A 23,767-nucleotide genomic window follows, 5' to 3' on the forward strand; every position below is an offset into this window, starting at 1 on the left:
ATCACCGAACGCGCCGCAGCCCGATTCCACCGGGGACGGTACGGCCCCCGGTGTTCGAACGACAGTCGATCCTCCATTATCCCGAACGAGTCCGCAGCGGACTAATCCCCATCGTTGACGGCTTCGGCGGCTGCGACCACGTCGCGGATCAGTCGAGCGAAGCCGTCGGCGCCGAGTTGCGGCAGCATGCCCGGGACGAGGCCGTTGAGCACAACCGACACCAGCGCTTCGGCAGTGAGTGCGCCACCCGTCGTCGAGGCCATCGCCTCCAGACGCTGCGCGAACTCGCCGAACGTGACGTCGCGGTCTCCGTGGCGGAACGCCACGGTGTCCGGTGCGGCCACAGCCGCACGAGCTGCAAGATCCGGCAGGTCCTCGACCGTCCGGGCCTTCCGCGGGCGGGCCGCGCGTGCACGCTCGTCCTCGCTGCGCAGGTCGATGGAGCGCAGCACGATCTGCGGATCGTCGGTCACTGCGTCGAGAACACGGCGGAACCGTTCGATGAACGCCTCGATCGTGCCGCGGTCGAACAGAGCGGTCGCGTAGGTGAACGTCACGTCCATGTCGCCCAGGGAGCCACCTTCGGTGAACCGTTCGACGACGGTGCACTGCAAGTCGAACTTCGCCTGGTCGGCACCGGTCTCGAGTGGCTGGACCACCAGACCCGGGAGCTCGAGGGTGCCGGTGTCGATGTTCTGGAAGGTGAGCATCACCTGGAACAGCGGAGTGTGCGCGCTGGTGCGCCGCACCCCCAACGTGTCCACGAGTCGTTCGAACGGGACATCGGCGTTGCCGAACGCCGCCAGGTCCTTCTCCTTGGCCTGCCCGAGCAGGTCGGCGAACGTCGACCCTCCCGCGACCCTGGTGCGCAACACGAGAGTGTTGACGAACATGCCCACCAGGTCGTCGAGTGCCTCTTCCCCGCGGCCCGCGGTCGGGGTACCGACCGTGATGTCCTCGGATCCGGACAGTCGCGACATCAGCACCGCGAACGCCCCGTGCATCATCATGAACACGGTGGCGCCCTGATCACGCGCTGTCTTCTCGACCCGCTGGGCGAGTGCCTCACCCAGGGCGAACGTGATCGACTCGCCGTCGGTCGACTGTCGCGCCGGACGCGGCCGGTCGGTGGGCAGGGCGAGCACCTCGGGTACACCGGCGAGCTCGTCGGTCCAGTACGCGAGCTGGCGCGCCAGTTCGCTGTCCGGATCCGCGTCGTCGCCGAGCACCGACGTCTGCCACAGCGTGTAGTCGGCGTACTGGACGTCGAGCGGAGCCCAGTCCGGCGTTGTGCCTTCCACGCGCGCCAGGTACGCGACCATCACGTCGCGGATCAGCGGACGCATCGAATAGCCGTCGGCGCTGATGTGGTGGGCGACGACGGCGAGCACATGCTCGGTGGTGTCGGCGAGCACATGCTCGGTGGTGTCCGCGACCCGGAACAGCGCGACCCGCACGGGCGGGGTCTGGGCAGTGACATCGAACCCGGTGCCGAGCACTTCGGTGAGCCGTCCGACGAGATCGCCGGCCGACACCGCGATCGGTTCGAGATCGGGCGTTGCTTCCGCGACGGGCAGCACGACCTGGACCGGGCCGTCCTCGGTGTCGGGGTACACCGTGCGCAGCACCTCGTGCCGGGCGACGACGTCGGCGACCGCAGCACGGAGCACGTCCGTGTCGAGAGCACCGGTGAGCCGCACCGCAACCGGGATGTTGTAGACGCCGGACTCCGGGTCGACCTGGTTGAGGGTCCACATGCGTTGCTGTGCGAGCGACAGCGGGATCCGATCGGGCCTCGGGCCGGCGACGAGCGCGGCGCGTGCGCCGTGTCCGACGGACGGTTGGATGTGCGCCGCGAGTGCCACGATCGTCGATGCCTCGAACACGGTGCGCACCGCGACACGAGTCTCGAGGGCCGCACCGAGCCGGGCGGACAACTGTGTCGCGAGCAACGAGTTGCCGCCCAGTTCGAAGAAGTCGTCGTCCAGACCGACTCGTTCGATGCCGAGCAGTTCCGCCACGGTCGCCGCGACGATCTCCTCGACCGGTGTGGTGGGCGACCGGAAGGCGCCCGCCTCGAGTTCCGGTTCGGGGAGTGCCGCGCGGTCGAGTTTGCCGTTCGTGTTGAGCGGCAGCGAGTCGAGGACGACGAAGGCCGACGGCACCATGTACGACGGCAGACGCGCCGCGAGACGCACCCTGAGCACATCGACGTCGATCTCGTTGCCCGACGGCACAACGTACGCGACGAGGCGATCGCCGATGTGGGCGCTACTGCGAACGAGCACGGCGACGTCGCGGACCGTGTCGAGGTCGCGGAGGACCGCTTCGATTTCTCCGAGTTCGATGCGGTAGCCGCGGACCTTGATCTGGAAGTCGGCGCGCTCGAGATACTCCAGGTGGCCTTCGCGGTTCCAGCGCACGATATCGCCGGTGCGGTACATGCGGCCGCGGCCGAACGGGTCGGCGACGAACCGGTCCGCGGTCAGGTCGGCGCGGTCGTGGTAGCCGCGAGCGAGCTGGATACCCGCGAGGTACAGCTCACCGGCGACACCCGGCGGGACCGGCCGCAGCCGACCGTCGAGCACGTACACGGCGGTGTTCCACTCGGGCACACCGATGGGTACCGCGACGGAGTCGTCGGCGCCCACCTCGTGGACGGTGACGGACACGGCGGCTTCGGTGGGTCCGTACAGGTTGAACAGGACCGCACCGTTCGAGGCGCGGAACTGCTGGGCGACCGGCGCCGGAAGCGCCTCACCGATGGCCAGCACCCGCCGCAACGACGGCGACACCTCGCCGTTCGCGACGGTCATGAGCATCGACAGCATCGACGGCACCGTGTGCAGCGTCGTCACGTGCTGCGCACGCAGCAGGCCCAGCAGGTAGTCGGGGTCGCGGTGACCGTCAGCTGTCGCGACGACCAGGCGCGCCCCCGAGGTCAGGGCGGACCAGAACTCCCACACCGACAGGTCGAACGTCGCGATGGTCTTGAGCAGCACCGCGTCGTCCGGCCCGAGATCGAACGCGGATCGTTTCCACTCGAGCTGGTTGACGATCGCAGCGTGCGGCACTGCGACGCCCTTCGGCCGACCGGTCGACCCGGACGTGAAGATCACGTAGGCGGTGTTGTGTGCGCGCAGCGGCGACGTGCGGTCGCGGTCGGTGATCGGCGCGTCGGAGTGGTCCGACAGGTCGAGCGCGTCGAGTACGACCTCGGGCACGTCGGGACGTTCGATCCGGTCTGCCGCCGTGGTGATCAGCGCTGCTGGTGCGGCGGTGCCGAGGATGTACTGGTTGCGCTCGGAGGGCTGATCCGGGTCGACGGGCACGTAGGCGGCACCGGTCTTCGCAATCGCGTACATGCCGATCAGCAACTCGGGTGAGCGGCGGACGGCGAGTGCGACGCGGTCCTCCGGACCGACCCCGAGACCGATCAGGTGCCGGGCGAGACGGTTGACCGCCGTATCGAACTCGGTGTAGGTCCACTGTGCGTCCTCGTACACGAGCGCCACCGCGTCGCCGTCACGTCGGACCTGCTCGTCGAACAGGTCGACGAGCGTGCGAGAACCGTCGACGTCGTGATCGGTATCGTTCCACGTGGTGAGCACGTCGTCGCGCTCGCCGGGAAGCAGCACCGCATGATCACCGACGGGCACGGCAGGCGCCTGCAGGACGGCACCGAGGAGCTGTTCGAACCTGGCAGCCACACCGCGGGCGGTGTCGGCGTCGAACAGATCGGTGGCGTACGTCAGGATCGCATCGATGCCGGCGGGTGCGCCCTCGTCGTCATAGCGGTCGGCGACGATCAGGTGCAGGTCGAACTGGGCCGTTCCGCCCTCGAGATCCAGCGGAGCCACCGCGAGTCCGGGGAGTTGCAGCTCCGTTCCGGCCTGGTTCTGGAACGAGAAACCCACTTGGAACAGCGGATGACGGGCCGTCGATCGTGCCGGGTTGAGCACCTCGACGAGTCGCTCGAAAGGCACGTCGGCGTGTGCGAACGCCTGCAGGTCCGTCTCGCGGGCCGCCGCGAGGAGATCGGTGAACGATGCTCCTGCGTCGACCTCGAGCCGAAGCACGAGGGTGTTGACGAACATACCGATGATGTCTTCGACGGCCTGCTCGTTACGACCGGCGATGGGGGTGCCCACCGCGATGTCCGAGGTTCCGGACAGTCGCGCGAGCAGCGCCGCGAACGCCGCGTGTACCGCCATGAACACGGTCGCATTGTGGCTGCGGGCCAGGTCTCTGAGCCCGGCGTGCACATCGGCGCCGACAACGAACTCGACGCGGTCACCACGGAAGGACTGCTGCGCCGGCCGAGGACGGTCGAGCGGCAGGTCCAGCTGATCGGGCAGATCGGCGAGCGCATACCGCCAGTAGCCGAGCTGCTGTGCCGCAATCGATTCCGGGTCACCCTCCGAGCCGAGTACCTCGCGCTGCCACAGGGCGTAGTCCGCGTACTGCACCTGCAGCGGCGCCCACATCGGTTCTGTACCGGAAGTGTGCGCCGCGTACGCGGTGACGAGGTCGCGCACGAGTGGAACCATCGACGAGCCGTCGGCACTGATGTGGTGCACCACGACCGCGAGCACGTGCTCGTCGTCCTGGCGCGCAGGTGCCGATCGATCTGGGCCGACGCGCAGCAGTTGCATGAGCAGCGGCACTTCGGTGGTCACGTCGAAGGTCGTCGCAGCGATCTGCCGCAGGCGTGTCTCGAGTTCACCCGCGGCGATGTCCACCGGGGTGAGATCGACGGTCATCTGAGAGGCCGGGAGAATCTTCTGCGCGGGACCGTCGCCGGTCTCGGGATACTCGGTGCGCAGCGACTCGTGCCGCGCAACCAGGTCGTCGACCGCGGACTGCAGTGCTGCAACGTCGAGTTCGCCGGTCAACCGCAACGCGAACGGAATGTTGTAGGCCGTCGATTCCGGATCGAACCGATTGAGGAACCACATCCGTTGCTGCGCCAACGACAACGGCACCCGCACCGGGCGTTGCCGCGCCTCGAGCGGAACCCGTCCACCACGACCCGATTCCTGCTCCACCCGCGCGGCCAACGCCGACACCGTCGACGCCTCGAACAGCGCGCGCACCGGAACCTGCGCGTCCAACGCCGCACCGAGCCGCGACACCACCTGCGTCGCGATCAGCGAATTACCACCGAGGGCGAAGAAGTCGTCGTCCGCACCGACCCGCTCGGTACCGAGCACATCGGCGAACACGCCCGCCACGATCTCCTCGATCGGAGTCGACGGCGCCCGGAACTCACGCGTCTCGAACACCGGCTCCGGCAGTGCCCGACGATCCAGCTTGCCGTTGACCGTCAGCGGGATCGACTCGATCACCATGAACGCGGACGGCACCATGTATTCGGGCACCACCGCACCCACGCCGTCACGCAGCGCATCAACATCGACCGAAACACCCTCGGCGGGAACCACATACGCAACGATGCGCGTCGCACCCGGCGCATCCTCACGCACGATCACCGCGGCCTGCGCAACCGGATCCTGCGCCAGCACCGCCGCCTCGACCTCACCGAGTTCGATGCGGAAACCACGAATCTTGACCTGGTCGTCGGCGCGCCCCAGGTACTCGAGATCGCCCGAGACCACCCAGCGCGCAACATCACCGGTACGGTACAACAACGCACCGTCCGCCGAGAACGGGTCGGCCACGAACCGTGCCGACGACAACTCGGGTCGACGTAGATAGCCGCGCGCGAGCTGACCGCCACCGACGTACATCTCCCCCGCGACACCTACCGGTACCGGCTGGAGTCGCCTGTCGAGAACGTACACGCGCAGACCCGCGATCGGCACACCCACCACACTCGCCGACCCGGCCTCGGCGAGCTCGGCGCCGATCTCCCGATACGACACATGCACCGTCGTCTCGGTGATCCCGTACATGTTCACCAAACGCGGCGCAGTACCACTACCCCGTCGCTCCGCTCGCCCGGCATCACCGTGCCGCTCGAACCACCCCGCCAGACGGCGCGGCTCGAGCGCCTCACCACCGAAGATCACGTACCGCAACGTCAACTGCGCACCGTCGGACGCCACACGATCGGCCTCGGCGAGCTGGTAGAACGCCGACGGCGTCTGGTTGAGCACCGTCACCTGCTCTCGAACCAGCAACTCCCGGAACGCTTCCGGCGACCTGGACGTGAAGTAGTCGACGACCACCAGGGTCCCGCCGTACAACAGCGGGCCCCACAGCTCCCACACCGAGAAATCGAACGCGTAACTGTGGAACATCGTCCACACATCCGAAGAACCGAACCCGTACACCGATTCGGTGTTGACCATCAACCGCACCGCGTTGCGATGCGGAATCAACACGCCCTTCGGCCGGCCCGTCGAACCCGACGTGTAGATCACATACGCAAGGTTCGTCGAAGCAAGAGTCCCGCGACGCTCCGCATCGACGATCGGCGTGTCGTCCACACCGGAGAGATCGACGCGGTCGAGTTCGATCACCGGAACACCACTCGGGAACGACACGTCCTCGTCGGAGTGCGTCACGACCGCGACGGGCTGCGCATCCGACACCAGGAACTCGATGCGCTCGGCAGGCGAGTTCGGGTCGACCGGCAGGTATCCGCCGCCGGCCTCGAGCACTGCGAGCAACGCCACCACCAGATCGACCGATCGCGGCAGCGTCACCGCCACGAGCGATTCCGGCCCCACACCGACATCGATCAGGTGCCGCGCCAGACGCCGCACCCGCGAGCCGAGTTCACGGTAGGACACCGCGTCGTCGCCGAATTTCACTGCCACGGCATCACCGCGTGCAGCAACCTGCGCCTCGAACATGTCCACCAACGTCGCGTCCGCCGGCGCCACGTCGTCACCCAGCGAGTTCCACCGCGACACGACCAGCTCGCGCTCGAAATCATCGAGGATCCCGATGTCGCCGACCACGACCGTCGGATCCTCCACCACCACGCGCAGGATCCGCAGCAACTGCTCTGCGAACGCCGCGACGCGCAGGTCGTCGAACAGATCGGTGGCGTAGGTGATCGCGAAATCCATACCGCCGGCGCCGTTGCCGGCACCGATCGATCCTGTGCCGATAGCGTCGGCGAAGGTGAACTGCAGATCGAACTTTGCTGTGGGAGATTCATATTCGAGTGCACTCGCGGTGATCCCGTCGAGTTCGAAGTCCACGGCGCCGGTGTTCTGGAACGTCAGGGCCACCTGGAACAGCGGATGTCGTGCCTGTGACCGTTCGGGGTCGATGATCTCGACGAGTCGCTCGAACGGGACGTCGGCGTGCGCGAAGGCATCGAGGTCGGTCTCGCGGACCTGGGCGAGCAACTGCTCGAACGGCACATCGTTGTCGAACGTGGTGCGCAGCACCAGGGTGTTGACGAACATGCCGACTAGGTCGTCGAGTGCTGCCTCGCCGCGACCGGCGATCGGAGTGCCGATCGCGACGTCGTCGGTGTCCGACAACCTCGACAGCAGTACGCTCAGAGCAGCGTGAACCACCATGAACAACGACGTGTTGTGCTCGCGCGCCAGCGTATGGAGGCGTGCGTGCAGCGTGGGGTCGATCCGGAAACTGCTGGTCCGGCCTTCGCCGGTTGCGGTCTCGGGGCGCAACCGGTCGGACGGGAGATCCAGCTGATCCGGAATCCCGGCGAGCTGCGAGGTCCAGTATCCGATCTGCTCCGAGAGCACCGACTCGGGGTCGTCCTCGGATCCGAGCACGTCGCGCTGCCACAGGGAGTAGTCGGCGTATTGGACAGCGAGCGGCGACCAGGCCGGCGGCTCGCCGTGTGTCCGCGACGCGTAGGCGACCATGATGTCGCGCGCGAGCGGACGCAGCGAGAATCCGTCGGATGCGATGTGGTGTACCACGAGGAACAGCACGTGTTCGCGTGTGCCGAGCTCGAAGAGCACCACCCGCATCGGAACCTCGACGGTCACGTCGAATCCCATCGCGGTGAGCTGTTCGGCTCGCACGATGAGTGACGCCTCGTCGACGCTCTCGGTGGTCAACTCGACCGCATGCGAGGCGAGTACGGTCTGGTATCCCACACCGTCGATGTCCGGGTAGATCGTGCGGAGCGACTCGTGACGTTCGACGACGTCGCCGAGCGCGGCGGCAAGCGCCGCCACATCGAGGGTCCCGGTCAATCTGACACCGACCGGAATGTTGTTCACCGCAGATGCGGCGTCGAAGCGGTTGAGGAACCACATGCGCTGTTGCGCAGGTGACAGCGGAATCCGGTCCGGGCGGGCACGACGTGCGAGCTGCGGCCGGGTTCCGGTCCCGGTGGCCTGCTCGACGCGTAGCGCCAGCGCTTCGACGGTGGGGGCGTCGAAGAGTGCGCGCACGGGAATCCGGGTGCCGAGCGCGTCGCCGAGACGAGCGACGACCTGCGTCGCCACGAGCGAATTGCCGCCGAGGGCGAAGAAGTCGTCGTCGCGGCCGGCTCGCGGTATCCCGAGAACCTGCGCGAAGACGCCCGCGACGATCTCCTCGACCGGGGTGCGCGGCGGCATGAACTCGCGGACCTCGAAGGTCGGAACCGGCAACGCATTTCGATCGATCTTGCCGCTCGCGTTGAGGGGAAACGCGTCGAGGGTGACGATCGCCGACGGGACCATGTACGACGGCAGCACCTGTGCGAGTTCGGCCTTGATGTCGAGTGGGTCGAGGGTGGTTCCGGACGACGGCACCACGTACGCCACGAGCTGCGCGCCGGCGCCTGGGTCGGCGCGGACGATCGCAACGGCCTGCCTGACCCCGCTCACCTCGACGAGAGCCGACTCGATTTCGCCGAGCTCGATCCGGAGACCACGAAGCTTGACCTGGTGGTCCGTGCGGCCGAGGTATTCGAGCTCGAGCATCTCGACGGACATCGCGTCGGACCGGCCGGACGCCGCCGGGGTCCATCTGACGAGGTCACCGGTCCGGTACATGCGCGCACCGGTCGTCGAGCGCGGATCCGCGACGAATCGCTCGGCGGTCAGATCCGCCCGCCCATGGTAGCCGCGGGCGAGCTGGGCACCGGTGAGATAGAGCTCTCCCGATACTCCGATGGGAACCGAGCGCAGCCGTGAGTCGAGCACGAGCACGTCGGTGTTCCAGACAGGGCGGCCGATCGGCACGACCCGATCGTCGTCCGTCACTGCGGTCCGGTACACGGTCTGCACCGTCGCTTCGGTCGGACCGTAGACGTTGTGCACGGGCGCGTCACCGAGTGTGGCGAAGCGGGCTGCGCTGGAGGCGGCGAGCGCCTCGCCGCCGCAGAACACATGGGTGAGCGATGCAGCCGCGGCCTCCTCGAGATGTTCGAGGACCGCGTCGAAGACGGTGGGGACGAACTGCACCACGGTGGTGGGGGTTTTCCCGATCTCCGCTGCCAGTCGAGCAGGATCGCGGTGGAGTTCCGGGGACCCTACAACGATGGACGCGCCGGTCTGCAGCGGCAGGAAGATCTCCCACACCGATGCGTCGAACGTCACGGGCGTCTTGAGAAGGACTGCGTCGGTCTCCGTGAATGCGAATCGATCCTGCATCCACAGCATCTGGTTGACGACGGAGCCGTGAGTCACGCCGACACCCTTGGGCCGGCCGGTCGATCCGGAGGTGTACAGCACGTACGCGAGGTTCTCGTCGCGCAGCGGTGCGGTGCGGTCGGCGTCGGTGAGAGGCCCGTCGTCGAATCCCGACAGGTCGAGTGCGTCGAGGTCGCATGTGGTGACCGAGGTTCCGGACCACACGGATGCAGCAGACCCGGCAGTCAGGAGCAGCGACGGCGCCGAGGATTCGAGAATGAACTCGATGCGTTCGGAGGGCTGGTCGGGATCTACCGGCACGTACGCACCGCCGGCGGCGATCACCGCGTGTATGGCGACGACCATATCGACGGAACGGGTCAGTGCGACACCCACGCGGGTGTCGGGCCCGACGCCGCGGTGGACGAGGTAGCGGGCGAGCCGGTAGACGTCGCGTCCGAACTCCCGGTACGTCCGTGGTGCACCGAGCGCGTCGGTGCCCGGGATCAGTGCGCGAGCATCCGGGGTGCGTTCCACCTGGCGGTCGAGCAGGTCGGGCAGCGTGATCGCGGGGTCGATGCGGCGCTCGGATCCTCGGGAGGCCGACTCGATCGCGGCGAGTTCACTGCCCGTGAGCAGCGAAAGGTCGCCGACCGGCAATGCCGGGGTGCTCGTGACCGCCTCGAGCAACGAGACGAACTTCTCGCCCATCCCCGCGATGGTCGAAGCGTCGAACAGGTCCGTGGCGTAGGAGAATTCGACCGAGTACCCGCCATCCGCGGTGTCGTCGAGCGGAACGTCGAGAACCGTCACCACGAGATCGAACTTCGACATACCGCTGTCGAGTGGGATGTTGGACACGGTCATGCCCGGCAGTTCGAGCGACACCTGGCCCACGTTCTGGAATGCGAGCATCACCTGGAACAGCGGGTTGTGGGCCTGGCTGCGAACGGGCGCGAGCACATCGACGAGCCGCTCGAACGGGATCTCTGCATGCGCGAAGGCGCCGAGATCGGATTCACGTACGTGGGCGAGCAGTTCGCCGAACGTCTTCGCGGAATCGACATGCGTGCGCAGCACGAGAGTGTTGACGAACATGCCGATCAGGCCGTCGAGGGTACGCTCACCGCGACCGGCGACCGGGGTGCCGATCGTGATGTCGTCGGACGCCCCGAGCCGTGCGAGAAGCACTGCGAGGGTGGCGTGGACCACCATGAATTCTGTGGTGCGCTGTTCGTGCGCCAGCCGATCGATCGCGGTGCGCAGGTCGGCGCTGATCTCGAATCGATGCACCGCCCCGGCATTGGTGGCCACCGCCGGGCGGGGCCGGTCGGTGGGCAGTTCGAGGCTTGCGGGTACTCCGTCGAGCGCGTCGATCCAGTACCGGATCTGCTGGGAGACCAGCGAATCGGGATCGTCCTCGGACCCGAGGACGTCGCGCTGCCACAGCGTGTAGTCGGCGTACTGAACCTCGAGCGGTTCCCACGCCGGATCGTCGCCGGTCGAGCGCGCCGCGTAGGCGATCATGATGTCGCGGGTGAGCGGGACCATCGAGAACCCGTCCGCGGCGATATGGTGCAGGACCGCAACCAGCAGGTGTTCGTCGGATGCGAGCTCGAGCAGGCAGACCGCGAGCGGAACTTCGTGCGCCACGTCGAACGCGGTGCCGGCGAGTTCGCGCAACGCGTCGGGGACGTCCGCCTCGGTTGTGGGAATACTCTCCAGCGCGATCGCGACGTCGACCGGGGCGAGGATCTTCTGGTATCCGTAGCCGTCGACGTCCGGGTAGATGGTGCGCAGCGATTCGTGCCGCGCGACGACGTCCCGCAGTGCCTCTTCGAGTGCCGCGACGTCGAGCTTGCCCGACAACCGCACCGCAACCGGGATGTTGTTCACCGACGAGTCCGGGTCGAAACGGTTGAGGAACCACATGCGCTGCTGCGCCAGCGACAGGGGCACCCGGGCGGGGCGGTCCTGTGCGACCAGGGGGATCCGGTCCGTCTCGACCGAACTGGACTCGGCCGCAACGGCGAGCGATTCGACGGTCGACGCCTCGAAGATCATGCGCAGCGGCAGGCGATGGCCGACCGCCTCGCCAATCCGCGACACCACCTGGGTCGCGATCAGCGAGTTGCCGCCGAGTGCGAAGAAGTCGTCGTCGAGCCCGACCCGGTCGAGACCGAGGACGTCGGCGATGACCGATGCCACGATCTGCTCGATGGGTGTGGTCGGCGCCCGGAACTCCTTGACCTCGAACACGGGTTCCGGCAGCGCTTTACGGTCGAGTTTGCCCGCAGGGCTCAGCGGCAGTCGATCGAGCACGACGTACGCAGTGGGGACCATGTAGGCGGGCAGTCGGGTCGAGAGAACACGTGAGACAGCTGCCGTATCGAGCGCGGCCCCGGGCTGTCCGACGAGATAGGCGACGAGCTGCTCACCCGAACGCGGATCCGATCGCACCAGGACGACGGCGTGGGAGACGTCTGCGGCTTCGAGGAGGGCGGCTTCGATCTCGCCGAGCTCGATCCGCAGGCCTCGCAGCTTGACCTGGAAGTCGGTACGGCCGATGTATTCGAGCTCGCCGGAACGCCGACCCCATTTGACGAGGTCGCCGGTTCGATAGAGGCGCTCGCCCGCTGCGTACGGCGAGGCGACGAAGCGCTCTGCGGTCAGGTCCGGGCGCGTCACGTATCCCCGCGCCAATTGCACGCCCGACAGATACAGCTCTCCCGCGACACCCACGGGGACCGGCCTGAGCCGGCCGTCGAGGACGTAGACACCGGTGTTCCACACCGGGACACCGATCGGGACGGACACCGAGTCGGCCCGGGTCACCTCATGGTAAGTCACATCGACCGCAGCCTCGGTGGGTCCGTACAGGTTGTGCAGACGCACCTGGGGCAGTGCCGTGCGCAGGCGATCCGCGACCGTCGCCGAGAGCGCCTCGCCGGAGGCGAACACGGCCCGCAGTGTCGACACCTCCTCGACGCCGGAGGCCGCCATGAACACGGCGAGCATCGAGGGCACGAAATGAGCCACCGACACCGAGTTCTCGATCATCGTCCGCACCAGGTAGTCCGGGTCGCGATGGCCGTCGGGGGCGGCGATCACGAGGCGGGCGCCCACCTGCAGCGACCAGAAGAACTCCCACACCGACACGTCGAACGTGAACGGCGTCTTCTGCAGCACGACGTCGCCGGCGTCGAGCCGGTACTGGTCCTGCATCCATAGGAGGCGGTTCACGATCGAGGCGTGCGAGACCGCCACACCCTTCGGCCGACCCGTCGACCCCGACGTGAACAACACATACGCCGCATTCGACGACCGCAACGGCGAAACACGATCCGCATCCGTCAGCGGCGCATCCGACAACCCCGACAGATCAAGGGCATCCAACTCGACCACCGGAACCGACACACCCTCGACAACAAACCCATCACGAGCAGTCGTCACCACCACCACAGGAGCAGCAACATCGAGAATGTACCCATTACGATCAGCCGGCTGATCCGGATCCACCGGCACATACGCACCACCGGCCCGGACAATCGCATACATACCGACCAACAGATCCAACGACCGACGCACCGCCAGACCCACCGTCGACTCCGGCCCCACACCCACCGAAACCAAATAACGCGCAACCCGATTCACACGAGAATCGAACTCCGCAAACGTCAACGACCGACCCTCGAACTCGAGCGCCACCGCATCCGGTGTCCGACGCACCTGCGCCTCGAACAAATCCACCAACGTCAACGACGACTCGACCGCACGCCCAGTGTCGTTCCACCGCTCCAACACCAGAGACCGCTCATCACCATCGAGCAGATCGATATCACCGACCCGCACAGCCGGGTCCACCACCACAGCCTCGAGCACACGCACGAAACGATCCGCGAAACCGTGCGCGGTTGCGGCGTCGAACAGGTCGGTCGCGTACGTGAAAGCAGCTCCGAGTCCGTTGGGTATGCCGTTGCCGTCGAATGCCTCGGTGAGGGTCAGCTGCAGGTCGAACTTGGCGACGGCCGAGTCGATGTCGACGACATCGAGAGTCAATCCGCGCAGGTCGATGCGCGAGGCACGGAGGTTCTCGAACGAGAGCATCACCTGGAACAACGGGTGTCGCGCCGTCGAGCGCTCCGGATTCAGCACCTCGACGAGGCGCTCGAAGGGCACATCCGCATGCCCGAACGCACCGAGTGCACTGTCACGGGCCCGGGCCAGATGGCGGGTGAACTCGTCGGCCGGATCGACCTCGGTGCGCAACACGAGCGTGTTGACGAACATGCCGATCAGATCGTCGAGCGCCTGCTCACCGCGGCCGGCCACGGGGGTGCCGATCGCGATGTCGTGCTGTCCGGACAGACGCGACAGCATCACCGACAGCGCCGCGTGCACGACCATGAACAGCGATGCGTTACGCGTGCGGGCCAGGTCGACCAGCCCCCGGTGCAATTCGGGGTCGATTCGGAACTCCACTGTTGCACCGGCGTACGACTGCTGGCTCGGCCGCGGCCGGTCGGCAGGAAGGTCGAGCTGGTCGGGGATCCCCGCCAGAGTGCGGTGCCAGTAGTCGAGCTGACGCGAGATCAGCGATTTTTCGTCGTCCTCGGAGCCGAGGATCTGTCGCTGCCACAGCGTGTAGTCGGTGTACTGGACGGGCAACGGCGCCCACGACGGCTCTTCCCAGTCGGTCCGCGCGGTGTAGGCCACCATGATGTCGCGCGCCATCGGGCCGATCGACCACCCATCGGCCGAAATGTGGTGCACCACCACGACGAGCACATGTTCTGCGTCGCCGAGCTCGAACAGCGCGGCGCGGATCGGGACGTCGGAGGTCACATCGAGGCCGGCGGAGGCGAGTCGGCGGACGGCTTCGGGCAACTCGTCTGCTGCGATCACGGTCGGGGTCAGGTCGGGAACGACCTCGGCCGCGGCGCGAATGACCTGGTGCGGTCCCTCGGGCGAGTCCGGGAAGACGGTGCGCAACGATTCGTGACGATCGATGACGTCCATGATCGACACCTGCAGGGCGGCGACGTCGAGGTCGCCGCGCAGCCGCAGCGCCATCGGCAGATTGTAGGTCGCCGACTGCGTATCGAAGCGATTGAGGAACCACATTCGCTGCTGTGCGAGCGAGAGCGGAACCCGATCGGGCCGAGGCATCTTCGACAGCGCGATGCGTGCACCGCGGCCGGCCTCCTGCTCCACCCGCACGGCGAGTGCAGCGACGGTGGTGGATTCGAACAGCGCCCGCACCGGGACCTGGGCGTCGAGCGCGACACCGAGCCGGGAGACCACCTGTGTCGCGAGCAGGGAGTTGCCGCCGAGCTCGAAGAAGTCGTCGTCGAGGCCGACGACCTGCAGCCCGAGAACGTCGGCGAACACCGTTGCGACGGTCTCTTCGATCGGCGTGGTCGGCGCGCGGAACTCGCGGTAGGTGATGACCAGTTCGGGTTCGGGCAGTGCGCGCCGGTCGAGCTTCCCGATCGGGGTGAGGGGTACGTCGTCGAGAACGATGATCTGCGACGGAACCATGTACGAGGGCAGCGACAGACCCACGTGGCGCGCGAGATCTGCGGTGTCGATGTCTGCGGCGCCGAGACCGGGAGCGGCGTGCACGTATGACACGAGAGCTGTTTGCCCCGAGGGCATTTCATGACCGATGGTGGCTGCGAAGTCCACTAGGTCGTGGGTCAGTAATGCCGCGTCGATCTCACCGAGCTCGATGCGGTAACCGCGGACCTTGACCTGGAAATCGGATCGGCCGGTGAAGACCAGCTGATCGTCGTCGTTCCAGCGGACGATGTCGCCGGTGCGGTACATGCGGTCGCCCGGACCGCCGAACGGGTTCGCGACGAACCGATCCGCGGTCAGCGACCCGCGACGGTGATAGCCGCGGGCGAGGGCGTCACCGGCAAGGTACAGCTCGCCGGACACCCCCGCCGGTACCGGTCGCAGACGTCGGTCGAGCACGAGTGCGACCACACCGGCGACGGGAGTGCCAACGGTGATCCGGCCGTCCACGGACAGCTCGGCCCGGGTCGACACGATCGTCGTCTCGGTCGGACCGTACGCGTTGAAGAAGCGGCGGCCCGGTGCCCAGCGGGCGACGAGATCGGCTGTGGAGGCGTCGCCACCGACGTTGAGTGTCCGGAGTGAATCCAGGCCGGTGGGATCGACCGATCCGAGCACCGCCGGGGTGATGACGGCGTGGGTGACCTTCGTGGCTGCAATGAGTGCGCGGAGCTCGGCACCGCCGTAGATCGAGGGCGGAGTGACGACGAGCTCGGCACCTGTCGACCCCGCGAGTGTCCAGTCGAGCACCGACGGGTCGAAACTCGGCGAACAGATGTGGAGGATCCGCGAATCCTCGGTGACCTCGTAGAGTTCGACGGACTCACGGACAAGTCCGGCCAGGCCGGTGTGGGTGACGGCAACGCCCTTCGGCCGGCCGGTCGAACCCGAGGTGTAGATGACGTAGGCGGTGTGGTCCGGGCGGAGCGTCCGAGTCCGGTCGGCGTCGTCGACCGGATCGCTCGAGAGCGCCGCGCACTCTGCGACGAATGCATCATCGCCGAGATCGATCCAGTCGACGACGGCCGGGAGGGTGCCGGTTCGTTCCGCCGTCGTCAGGCCGGTTAGTGCACCCGAATCGCCGAGCATGTGGGCGATGCGCTCGGCCGGATGCTCGGGGTCGACCGGTAGGTACGCCGCGCCGGTCTTGGCCACCGACCAGACGCCGAGGGCCATTTCCCAGGAGCGCGGAAATGCCAGCGCCACAATCTTTTCGGGACCGGCTCCGATGCCGATGAGATAGCGGGCGATCCGATTCGACATGTCGTCGAGCTCACGGTAGGTGATCGTCGTATCGCCGTCGCGCACCGCGATGCGGTCCGGGTGAAGGCGGCCGCCTTCGACGAGGAGGTCGACGAGTGTGACGTGCTCGGTGACGACGGAGCCCTGCTTCGCAACCAGGCGATCGACCTCACCGGGAGAAAGGATCTCGAGGTCGCCGACGGGGGTCGTGGGGTCGGTGACGACACCATCGAGAATGCGTACGAATCGTTCACCGAACGCGGCGACGGTGGCCTCGTCGAACAGGTCGGTGGCGAACTCGAAGACTGCGCCGAGCCCTGCCGGGCGTCCGTCGTCGAGCCGCTCGGTGACCCAGAGCTGGATGTCGAACTTCGAGATCGGCATGTCGAGCTCGGTGCCCACCGCGTGGACACCCGCGAATGATACGTCTCGCGCGTGCGCCGGCTCGAGCGACAACGCCGCCTGGAACAGCGGGTGCCGCGCGGTGGAGCGGGTAGGGTTCAGTACCTCGACGAGCCGTTCGAACGGCACATCGGCGTTCGAGAACGCGGTCAGGTCCGTTCCGCGGACGTCCCCGAGGAATTCCGCGAACGAGGCACCCGGGTCGATTCGGCTGCGCAACACGAGCGTGTTGACGAACATACCGATCAGGTCGTCGAGTTCCTTCTCGCCACGGCCCGCGACAGCGGTACCGATCGCAATGTCGCTGGACCCGCTCAGTCGTGACAGCAGCACTGCATACGCGGCATGCACGACCATGAACAGCGATGCGTGATGTGTGCGAGCGAGATCGACCAGGCGCCGGTGGGTTTCGGCATCGATGTCGAACCGGTGCTTACATCCGCCGTAGCTGGCGACCGCGGGACGCGGCCGATCGGACGGCAGGTCGAGCTGATCGGGGAGCCCGTCGAGCTCCTCGACCCAATGGGCGATCTGCTGCGCGGCAACGGATTCCGAGTCGGATTCGACGCCGAGCGCGGCGCGTTGCCACACCGCGTAGTCGGCGTACTGAATCGGCAGCGGTGCCCACTGGGGCGCGTGGCCTTCTGCCCGCGCCGAGTACGCGGTGACGACGTCGCGAGCGAACGGACCGAACGATGATCCGTCGGATGCGATGTGGTGCAACACCATTGCGAGCACATACCTGACCGGTGGCACCGACTCGGCACAGCTGTCAGCGACGAGACGGTACAGGGCCACCCGGAACGGAACGTCGGTCGTGACGTCGAATCCACGGCCGGCCATCTCGACAACGGCGGCCCGAAGTCCGGCTTCGTCGACGTCGATGGGTTCGAGGACCGAAGTGACCTGCTCGGTCGGCAGGATTACCTGGCGGGGTTCACCGTCGACCTCGGGGTAGACGGTCCGCAGCGTCTCGTGCCGGTCCACGACGTCGGCGAATCCGTCGGACAGCGCCCGCGGGTCGACTTCGCCGGTGAGGCGAACGGTGAACGGCAGGTTGTACGCCGCCGTCGTGGTATCGAACCGGTTGATGAACCAGATGCGCTGCTGCGCGGTCGACAGTGGCAGCACGTCAGGCCGAGGTCGTGCCACCAACGCGCTCCGCGCACCCGATCCGATCTGCTTTGCCACCCGGGTGGCGAGACCCACCACGGTGGATGCCTCGAACAGCGCACGCACCGGAATCTGGGTGTCGAGCGCCGCACCGATGCGGGAGACGACCTGGGTGGCAACGAGCGAATTACCGCCCAGTTCGAAGAAGTCGTCGTCGAGACCCACCCGTTCGACGCCGAGAACCTCACCGAACGCGGCGGACACCGCCCGTTCCGCTGGGGTGCGGGGTTCACGGAAGGTGCGGGTACTACTGAAGACCGGCTGCGGCAGCGCCTTGCGATCGAGCTTGCCGCTGGTGTTGAGCGGAAGTTCCTCGAGCACCATCAGCGATGCCGGGACCATGTACGACGGCAACGCACGCTCGGCGTGATCCGCCAGGTCCGCGGCATCGATCGTCGCTGCCGGGGCGGGCACGACGTAACCGACCAGTTGATCGCCGGTGGGAGTCTGCACCACGAGCACGACGGCCTGCGAGACGGCGTCGTGTGAGAGCAGGACCGCTTCGATCTCACCGAGTTCGATGCGCTGGCCGCGGAACTTCACCTGGAAGTCGGTGCGTCCGATGTAATCGAGGATGCCGTGGTCGCCGTCGGGTGACACCCAGCGGACGAGATCGCCTGTGCGGTACATCCGCTCGCCCGGCGCACCGAACGGGTCGGCGAGGAACCGATCGGAGGTCAGGTCGGGCCGGTCGAGGTACCCGCGGGCGAGCTGGACGCCGGCGAGATAGAGCTCACCCGGGCGTCCCACCGGTACGGGACGGAGGCGGCGGTCGAGCACGTAGGCACGACTGTTCCACTGCGGGACGCCGATCGGGACGCTGTGCACGTCGCCCGGTCCGGCGCGGTGGTAGGTGATCGACACCGCGGCCTCGGTGGGGCCGTAGAGGTTGTGTAGGCCTGCGGAGCACAGCTGCGCGAAGTCGGCGGCCGTCTCGGAGGGCAGCGCTTCGCCGATGACGAAGACGTCGCGCAGGCTGTCGCAGCTCCCCTCGGGTGCGTTGGCCACGAACACGGTGAGCATCGACGGCACGAAGTCAGTGAGCGTCACCCGATGCTCGGCGATCTTGTTCGCGACGTAGACCGGGTCCCGGTGCCCGTCCGGGGTGGCGATCACGAGGGTCGCGCCCGCGCGCAACGGCATGAAGAAACCCCACAGCGACACGTCGAACGTGGTGGCGGTCTTCTGCAGGTACACATCGGTGGATGCCACGTCGTACTGGTTGTTCATCCACTGGATCTGATTGTCGATCGCAGCGTGACCGACCGCGACGCCCTTGGGGCGGCCCGTGGACCCGGACGTGAAGATCACGTACGCGGTGGTGTCGGCCCGCACGAGCCCGTGACGCTCCGAGTCGGTCAGCGGGCCACCGTCGCGCGAGGAGTGGTCGAAGGTGTCGATCTCGACGATCGGCGCTGCATCGGGGAGCTCCGCGCGGTCGCGCGAGGTGGTGAGCACCGTGACCGGTTTCGCGGTGTCGAGGATGTATTCGGTGCGGTCGGCCGGGTGGTCCGGGTCGAGCGGAACCCAGGCACCGCCGGCCTCGAGGATCGCGTACATGCCGACGAGGAGTTCGAAGGAGCGGCGGACACACAGCCCGACGAGTGATTCGGGGCCGACACCGCGATCGACGAGCTCGCGGGCGAGGGAGTTGACCCTCGATGCGAACTCGCCGTAGGTCAGCGATTCACCCTCGTGGACCAGTGCTGTCGCACGGGGTGTCGCGGCGACCTGTGCCCGGAAATCGGCGAGCAGTGTGCGCCCCTCGACGGGGTGATCGGTGCGGTTCCAGTCGACCACGGCGCGGTCGAGTTCGACGTTTCCGGCGAGCGGGATGTCCCAGACGAGTCGGTCGGCGTCGGACGCGACGAAACGGTCGAAGAACTCGACGAACCGCGCGTGGTTCGCACGTGCCTGTTCGGCAGCGTAGAGGTTGGGATTGGACTCGAAGTCGATGTGGACGCGGGTGCCACCGCTCCGGTAGACGTTGACACCGAGGTCCTCGATGAGACCGGTCGACAGGATGTTGATGCGTCCGACCATGTCGCCGAGACGAATTTCGTTCTCGAACAGCATGATGTTGACCCACGGTCCGAAGAACGTCGACTGTGCCCCGGCCGACGTGTCGCGGTCGCGGACGATGTCCTCGTGCCGGTAACGCTGATGCCGCAGGGCCCCGGACACGGCGGCACCGGATGCGGCGATCAGGTCGTGCACGGTGGTGCCGTCGGTGACGTCCAGACGCAACGGCACGACGTTCGAGACCATGCTTCCGGAGCGGCGCAGCACCGCAGTCGTCCGCGCGGCGACGGGCAGGCTCAGCACGACGTCGGTGCGTCCGGTCATCTGCGCGACGTACGCGGCGAAGGCAGCAACGACGGCCGTCGCGAGGCTCGCCCCCTCACGCTCGGCGAGCACGTCGACGTGGTGTTCGGTGTCGTCGGTCAGCGCAGCGCTGTCGATGCGGCTGACAGGCGCGGGCGCTGCCGCGCGGTCGGCCAGGCTCGACGGTTCCTCGATGCCCTCGATCTGTCCCGCCCAGTACTCGCGATCGTCGGCGAACCGTTTCGAATCGCGGTAGTCCATCTCGACGTCATAGACCTTGCGCAGGTCCGACGCGCGGTTCGGGCTGGCCTCGACCCCCTCGACCGCCGCGGTGTACAGCTCCGCGATCCGGGTCATGAAGGTCGCGGCAGCGAACCCGTCGAGTGCGAGGTGGTGGACACGGTTGTACCAGAAGTAACGGGCCTCACCGATGCGGAGCACCGTCGCGGCAATGAGCCGGTCGCGGAGCACGTCCACGGGCCGGCTGCGGTCTTCGCGCATCCACTCCAATGCGGCCTGGCGGGGGTCGTCCTCCGCTCGTAGATCCACGTATCCGAGCGGGGCCTCGAGTGTGGGGTCGACGAGCTGATACGGATGCGCGTCCACTTCGATGAAGCGGAGGAAACCGGATCCTGTTTCCAGAGCCGCGTGGGCACTGGATTCACGAAGTATGTCGAGGTCGAGATCGCCGTCGAGTTCGACGTACTGGGCGATGTTGGCTGGCACCGTCGGGTCGACGTGCTGGGCGAACCACATGCCCAGCTGTGCCGGCGAAAGGGGAAACGCACCGGGCGGCACCGCTGCCGCGCTCGTCCTCTTCGTTTCCGAGCCGCCGATACCCAGCGAGTCCAAACCCCAACCTTCCTCTCACCGTCGGACGACGACCGACCTGCGCACCGACCTGCGGAGCACATCACCGTACCCCGCGTATATCTGCAGATCAGGTGAGGATCGTTACGGCGAGCCCGGCAGCGGGACCCCCACTGACCTGACGACGCAGCTCCGAACCCTCCCGACCGGCAACAACCGTTCGAGACAGGTTACTCGCCGGTCATATCAGGTGCCCTTCGCATACACACCGGCCCAATCTACAGGGTTCGGACCAGCGCACGAATGGTCGCGGGTAGGACACGACGTCACCGCCGCGACGATGAGAGGAGGATCACCACACGACCGCGATGATCACGTTCAGGATGCCGAGTCCGCCGGCTGCGTGGGCGAGCGTAGCGGTCGAACCGGGGGTCTGCTTCTCCTTCTTCACACCGACGATCGCGACGGCGAGGATGATCACTGCGATCACCAGCTTGATGCCGATCTTCATGTGATTCACGTCGGCGCCGTCCATCTCTCGCAGGCCCACGAGCGCGAGACCGGTCACCACCTGAAGGATCGCCCCATGCAGCATTCCGGCGACGACACGGGGTTCCTTGATGACCGCCAGCCACGAGCCGATGATTCCGGCGAGGCCGATGAAGTGCAGGATCAGAAGAATCTTGATGGCGACATCCATGTCCGCAATGCGAACATTTCGGGCGACCCTTGTCCAGTAAGGCAGCACTCACGAAGTGGCGCACATCACCCCAGGTCGCGGTACCAATCGATGAGTTCCGGAACGTCGAGTGCCGTTCGCTCGACGGTCGCCGTGGCGTCGGCTCCCTGCAGGATCCGTTTGATCGGGACCTCGAGTTTCTTGCCGGTGCGGGTGTGCGGCACGCCCGGTGCGGCGAGGATATCGTCCGGTACATGCCGTGGCGAGACTCTCATCCGGAGTTCACTCCGGATCCGCTCACGGAGGGCCCCGTCGAGGACCACACCGTCGGCGAGGACGACGAACAATGGCATCCAGTACCCGCCGTCGGGTCTCTCGACTCCCAACGCGAGCGCCTCGACGATCTCGGGCAGGTCTTCGACCACCTGGTAGATATCCGCCGTGCCGATCCGGACCCCGTGTCGGTTCAGCGTCGCGTCGGAGCGCCCGTGCATCTCGACGGAACCGCGCTCGGTGATGGAGATCCAGTCTCCGTGCCGCCACACTCCGGGGTAAGCAGAGAAGTACGCCTCTCGGAGTCCGGCGCCGTCGGGATCGTTCCAGAACCGAACCGGCATCGACGGCATCGGTGCGGTGACCACGAGCTCGCCAACCTCCCCGCGCACCGGACGACCCGCGGCGTCGAATGCATCGACGGCGACACCGAGGCACGGCACCGACAACTCCCCCGGCCACACCGGAACGGTCCGGACCGATCCGATGAACGCCGACACCACGTCGGTGCCGCCGGTGATCGACATGACCTGGACCCGCTCGCCCGCGTTCTCCCCGAGCCACAGCGACGACGTCGGCGGCAGTGTCGAGCCGGTGACGCCGACCCCCCGGAGAGCGGACAGGTCGTGTTCGCGGCGCGGGACGACACCCGCCTTGATGCACGCGAGGACATAGCCGGGGCTCGTCCCGAAGACCGTGACATGTTCGTCGGCGGCGATCCGCCACAACCGGTCGACGTCCGGGTACGACGGAGCACCGTCGTAACAGATGATCGTGGCGCCGACGAGCAGTCCCGCCGCGAGGAAGTTCCACATCATCCAACTCGGGCTCGTGTACCAGAAGAATGTGTCGCGGTGGCCGATGTCGAGGTGCAGCGACAACGCCTTGAGGTGCTCGAGCAGCACCCCTCCGTGTCCGTGCACGATGCCCTTGGGCAAGCCGGTGGTCCCGGACGAGAACACTGTCCACAGCGGGTGGTCGAACGGTACGGGGACGGGCTCGAACTCGTGCTCGCCCGAAGTTGCCTCCTCCCAGGTGAGAAGCCCTGGATCGAGCAGGCGATCGCCGGAGGCGGCGGCGCGGGCGACGAGCACCGTGACTTCGAGGCCGGGCATGTGCTCACGCAGCCACGCGACCTCTGCAACGCGGTCGTGTCGGCGACCGTTGTGCTGGTAACCGTCGGCGGTGACAAGTACCTTCGGCTCGAGCTGCCCAAGCCGGTCGAGCGCGGCGGGGGCTGCGTAGTCCTGCCCGCAGGCGGCCCACACCGCACCGATTCCTGCGGTGGCAATCAGGGCGACCACGGCCTCGGGGACATTGGGCAGGTACCCCACGACCCGGTCTCCCGCCTTCACTCCGCATTCACGGAGCGTGGCCGCGAGCGCCGCGGCCTGGCCGTGCAGCGCCGCCCAATTCGTCTCTCGCCGTCGTCCGTCCTCGTCGATGTGAACCAGCGCCGGCCGATCGCTACGAGCGTTCCGGAAAACGTGTGCGGCATAGTTCAGCCGCGCTCCGGGGAACCACACGGCTCCGGGCATCGTGGCGTCGGCGAGCGCAGGCCCTGGATCGGTGCCACCGCGGATCTCGAACCAATCCCACACCGCCTGCCAGAACTCCGATGAATGCTCGATCGACCATTGCCAGAGCGCGTCGTAATCCGGTAGCTCCACGGCGTGCCGTTGTTCGACGAACCGGCCGAACGCGGTCACTCTCGCCTCGGCGAAGTCCACCTCGCCGGGAACCCACTGTGGTCGGACCATCACCG

The 23,767-nt window shown here is 67.2% G+C and carries 3 protein-coding genes; all 3 read right to left on the reverse strand.

What is annotated here, in order from left to right; all coding sequences use genetic code 11:
* Positions 1 to 101: 101 nt before the first annotated feature.
* Positions 102 to 21,092, reverse strand: coding sequence for a non-ribosomal peptide synthase/polyketide synthase (locus EV641_RS09650; protein WP_132471666.1), 20,991 nt, complete (start codon positions 21,090 to 21,092; stop codon positions 102 to 104).
* A 310-nt stretch (positions 21,093 to 21,402) separates the two neighbouring features.
* Complete coding sequence (locus EV641_RS09655; RefSeq protein ID WP_132471667.1) at positions 21,403 to 21,750, reverse strand: hypothetical protein; 348 nt, start codon at positions 21,748 to 21,750, stop codon at positions 21,403 to 21,405.
* Positions 21,751 to 21,815: 65 nt separating this feature from the next.
* Entirely contained in the window at positions 21,816 to 23,762 is a 1,947-nt protein-coding gene (locus tag EV641_RS09660) for an acetoacetate--CoA ligase (RefSeq protein ID WP_132471668.1), read from the reverse strand.
* Positions 23,763 to 23,767 lie beyond the last annotated feature (5 nt).

Source organism: Rhodococcus sp. SMB37 (genome assembly GCF_004345605.1).
Lineage (GTDB): Bacteria > Actinomycetota > Actinomycetes > Mycobacteriales > Mycobacteriaceae > Rhodococcus.

What these genes read in the sequence shown, in the direction of transcription:
- EV641_RS09655 (WP_132471667.1), bottom strand. Translation starts at nt 21,750, where the DNA reads ATGGATGTCGCCATCAAGATTCTTCTGATCCTGCACTTCATCGGCCTC.
- EV641_RS09660 (WP_132471668.1), bottom strand. Translation starts at nt 23,762, where the DNA reads ATGGTCCGACCACAGTGGGTTCCCGGCGAGGTGGACTTCGCCGAGGCG.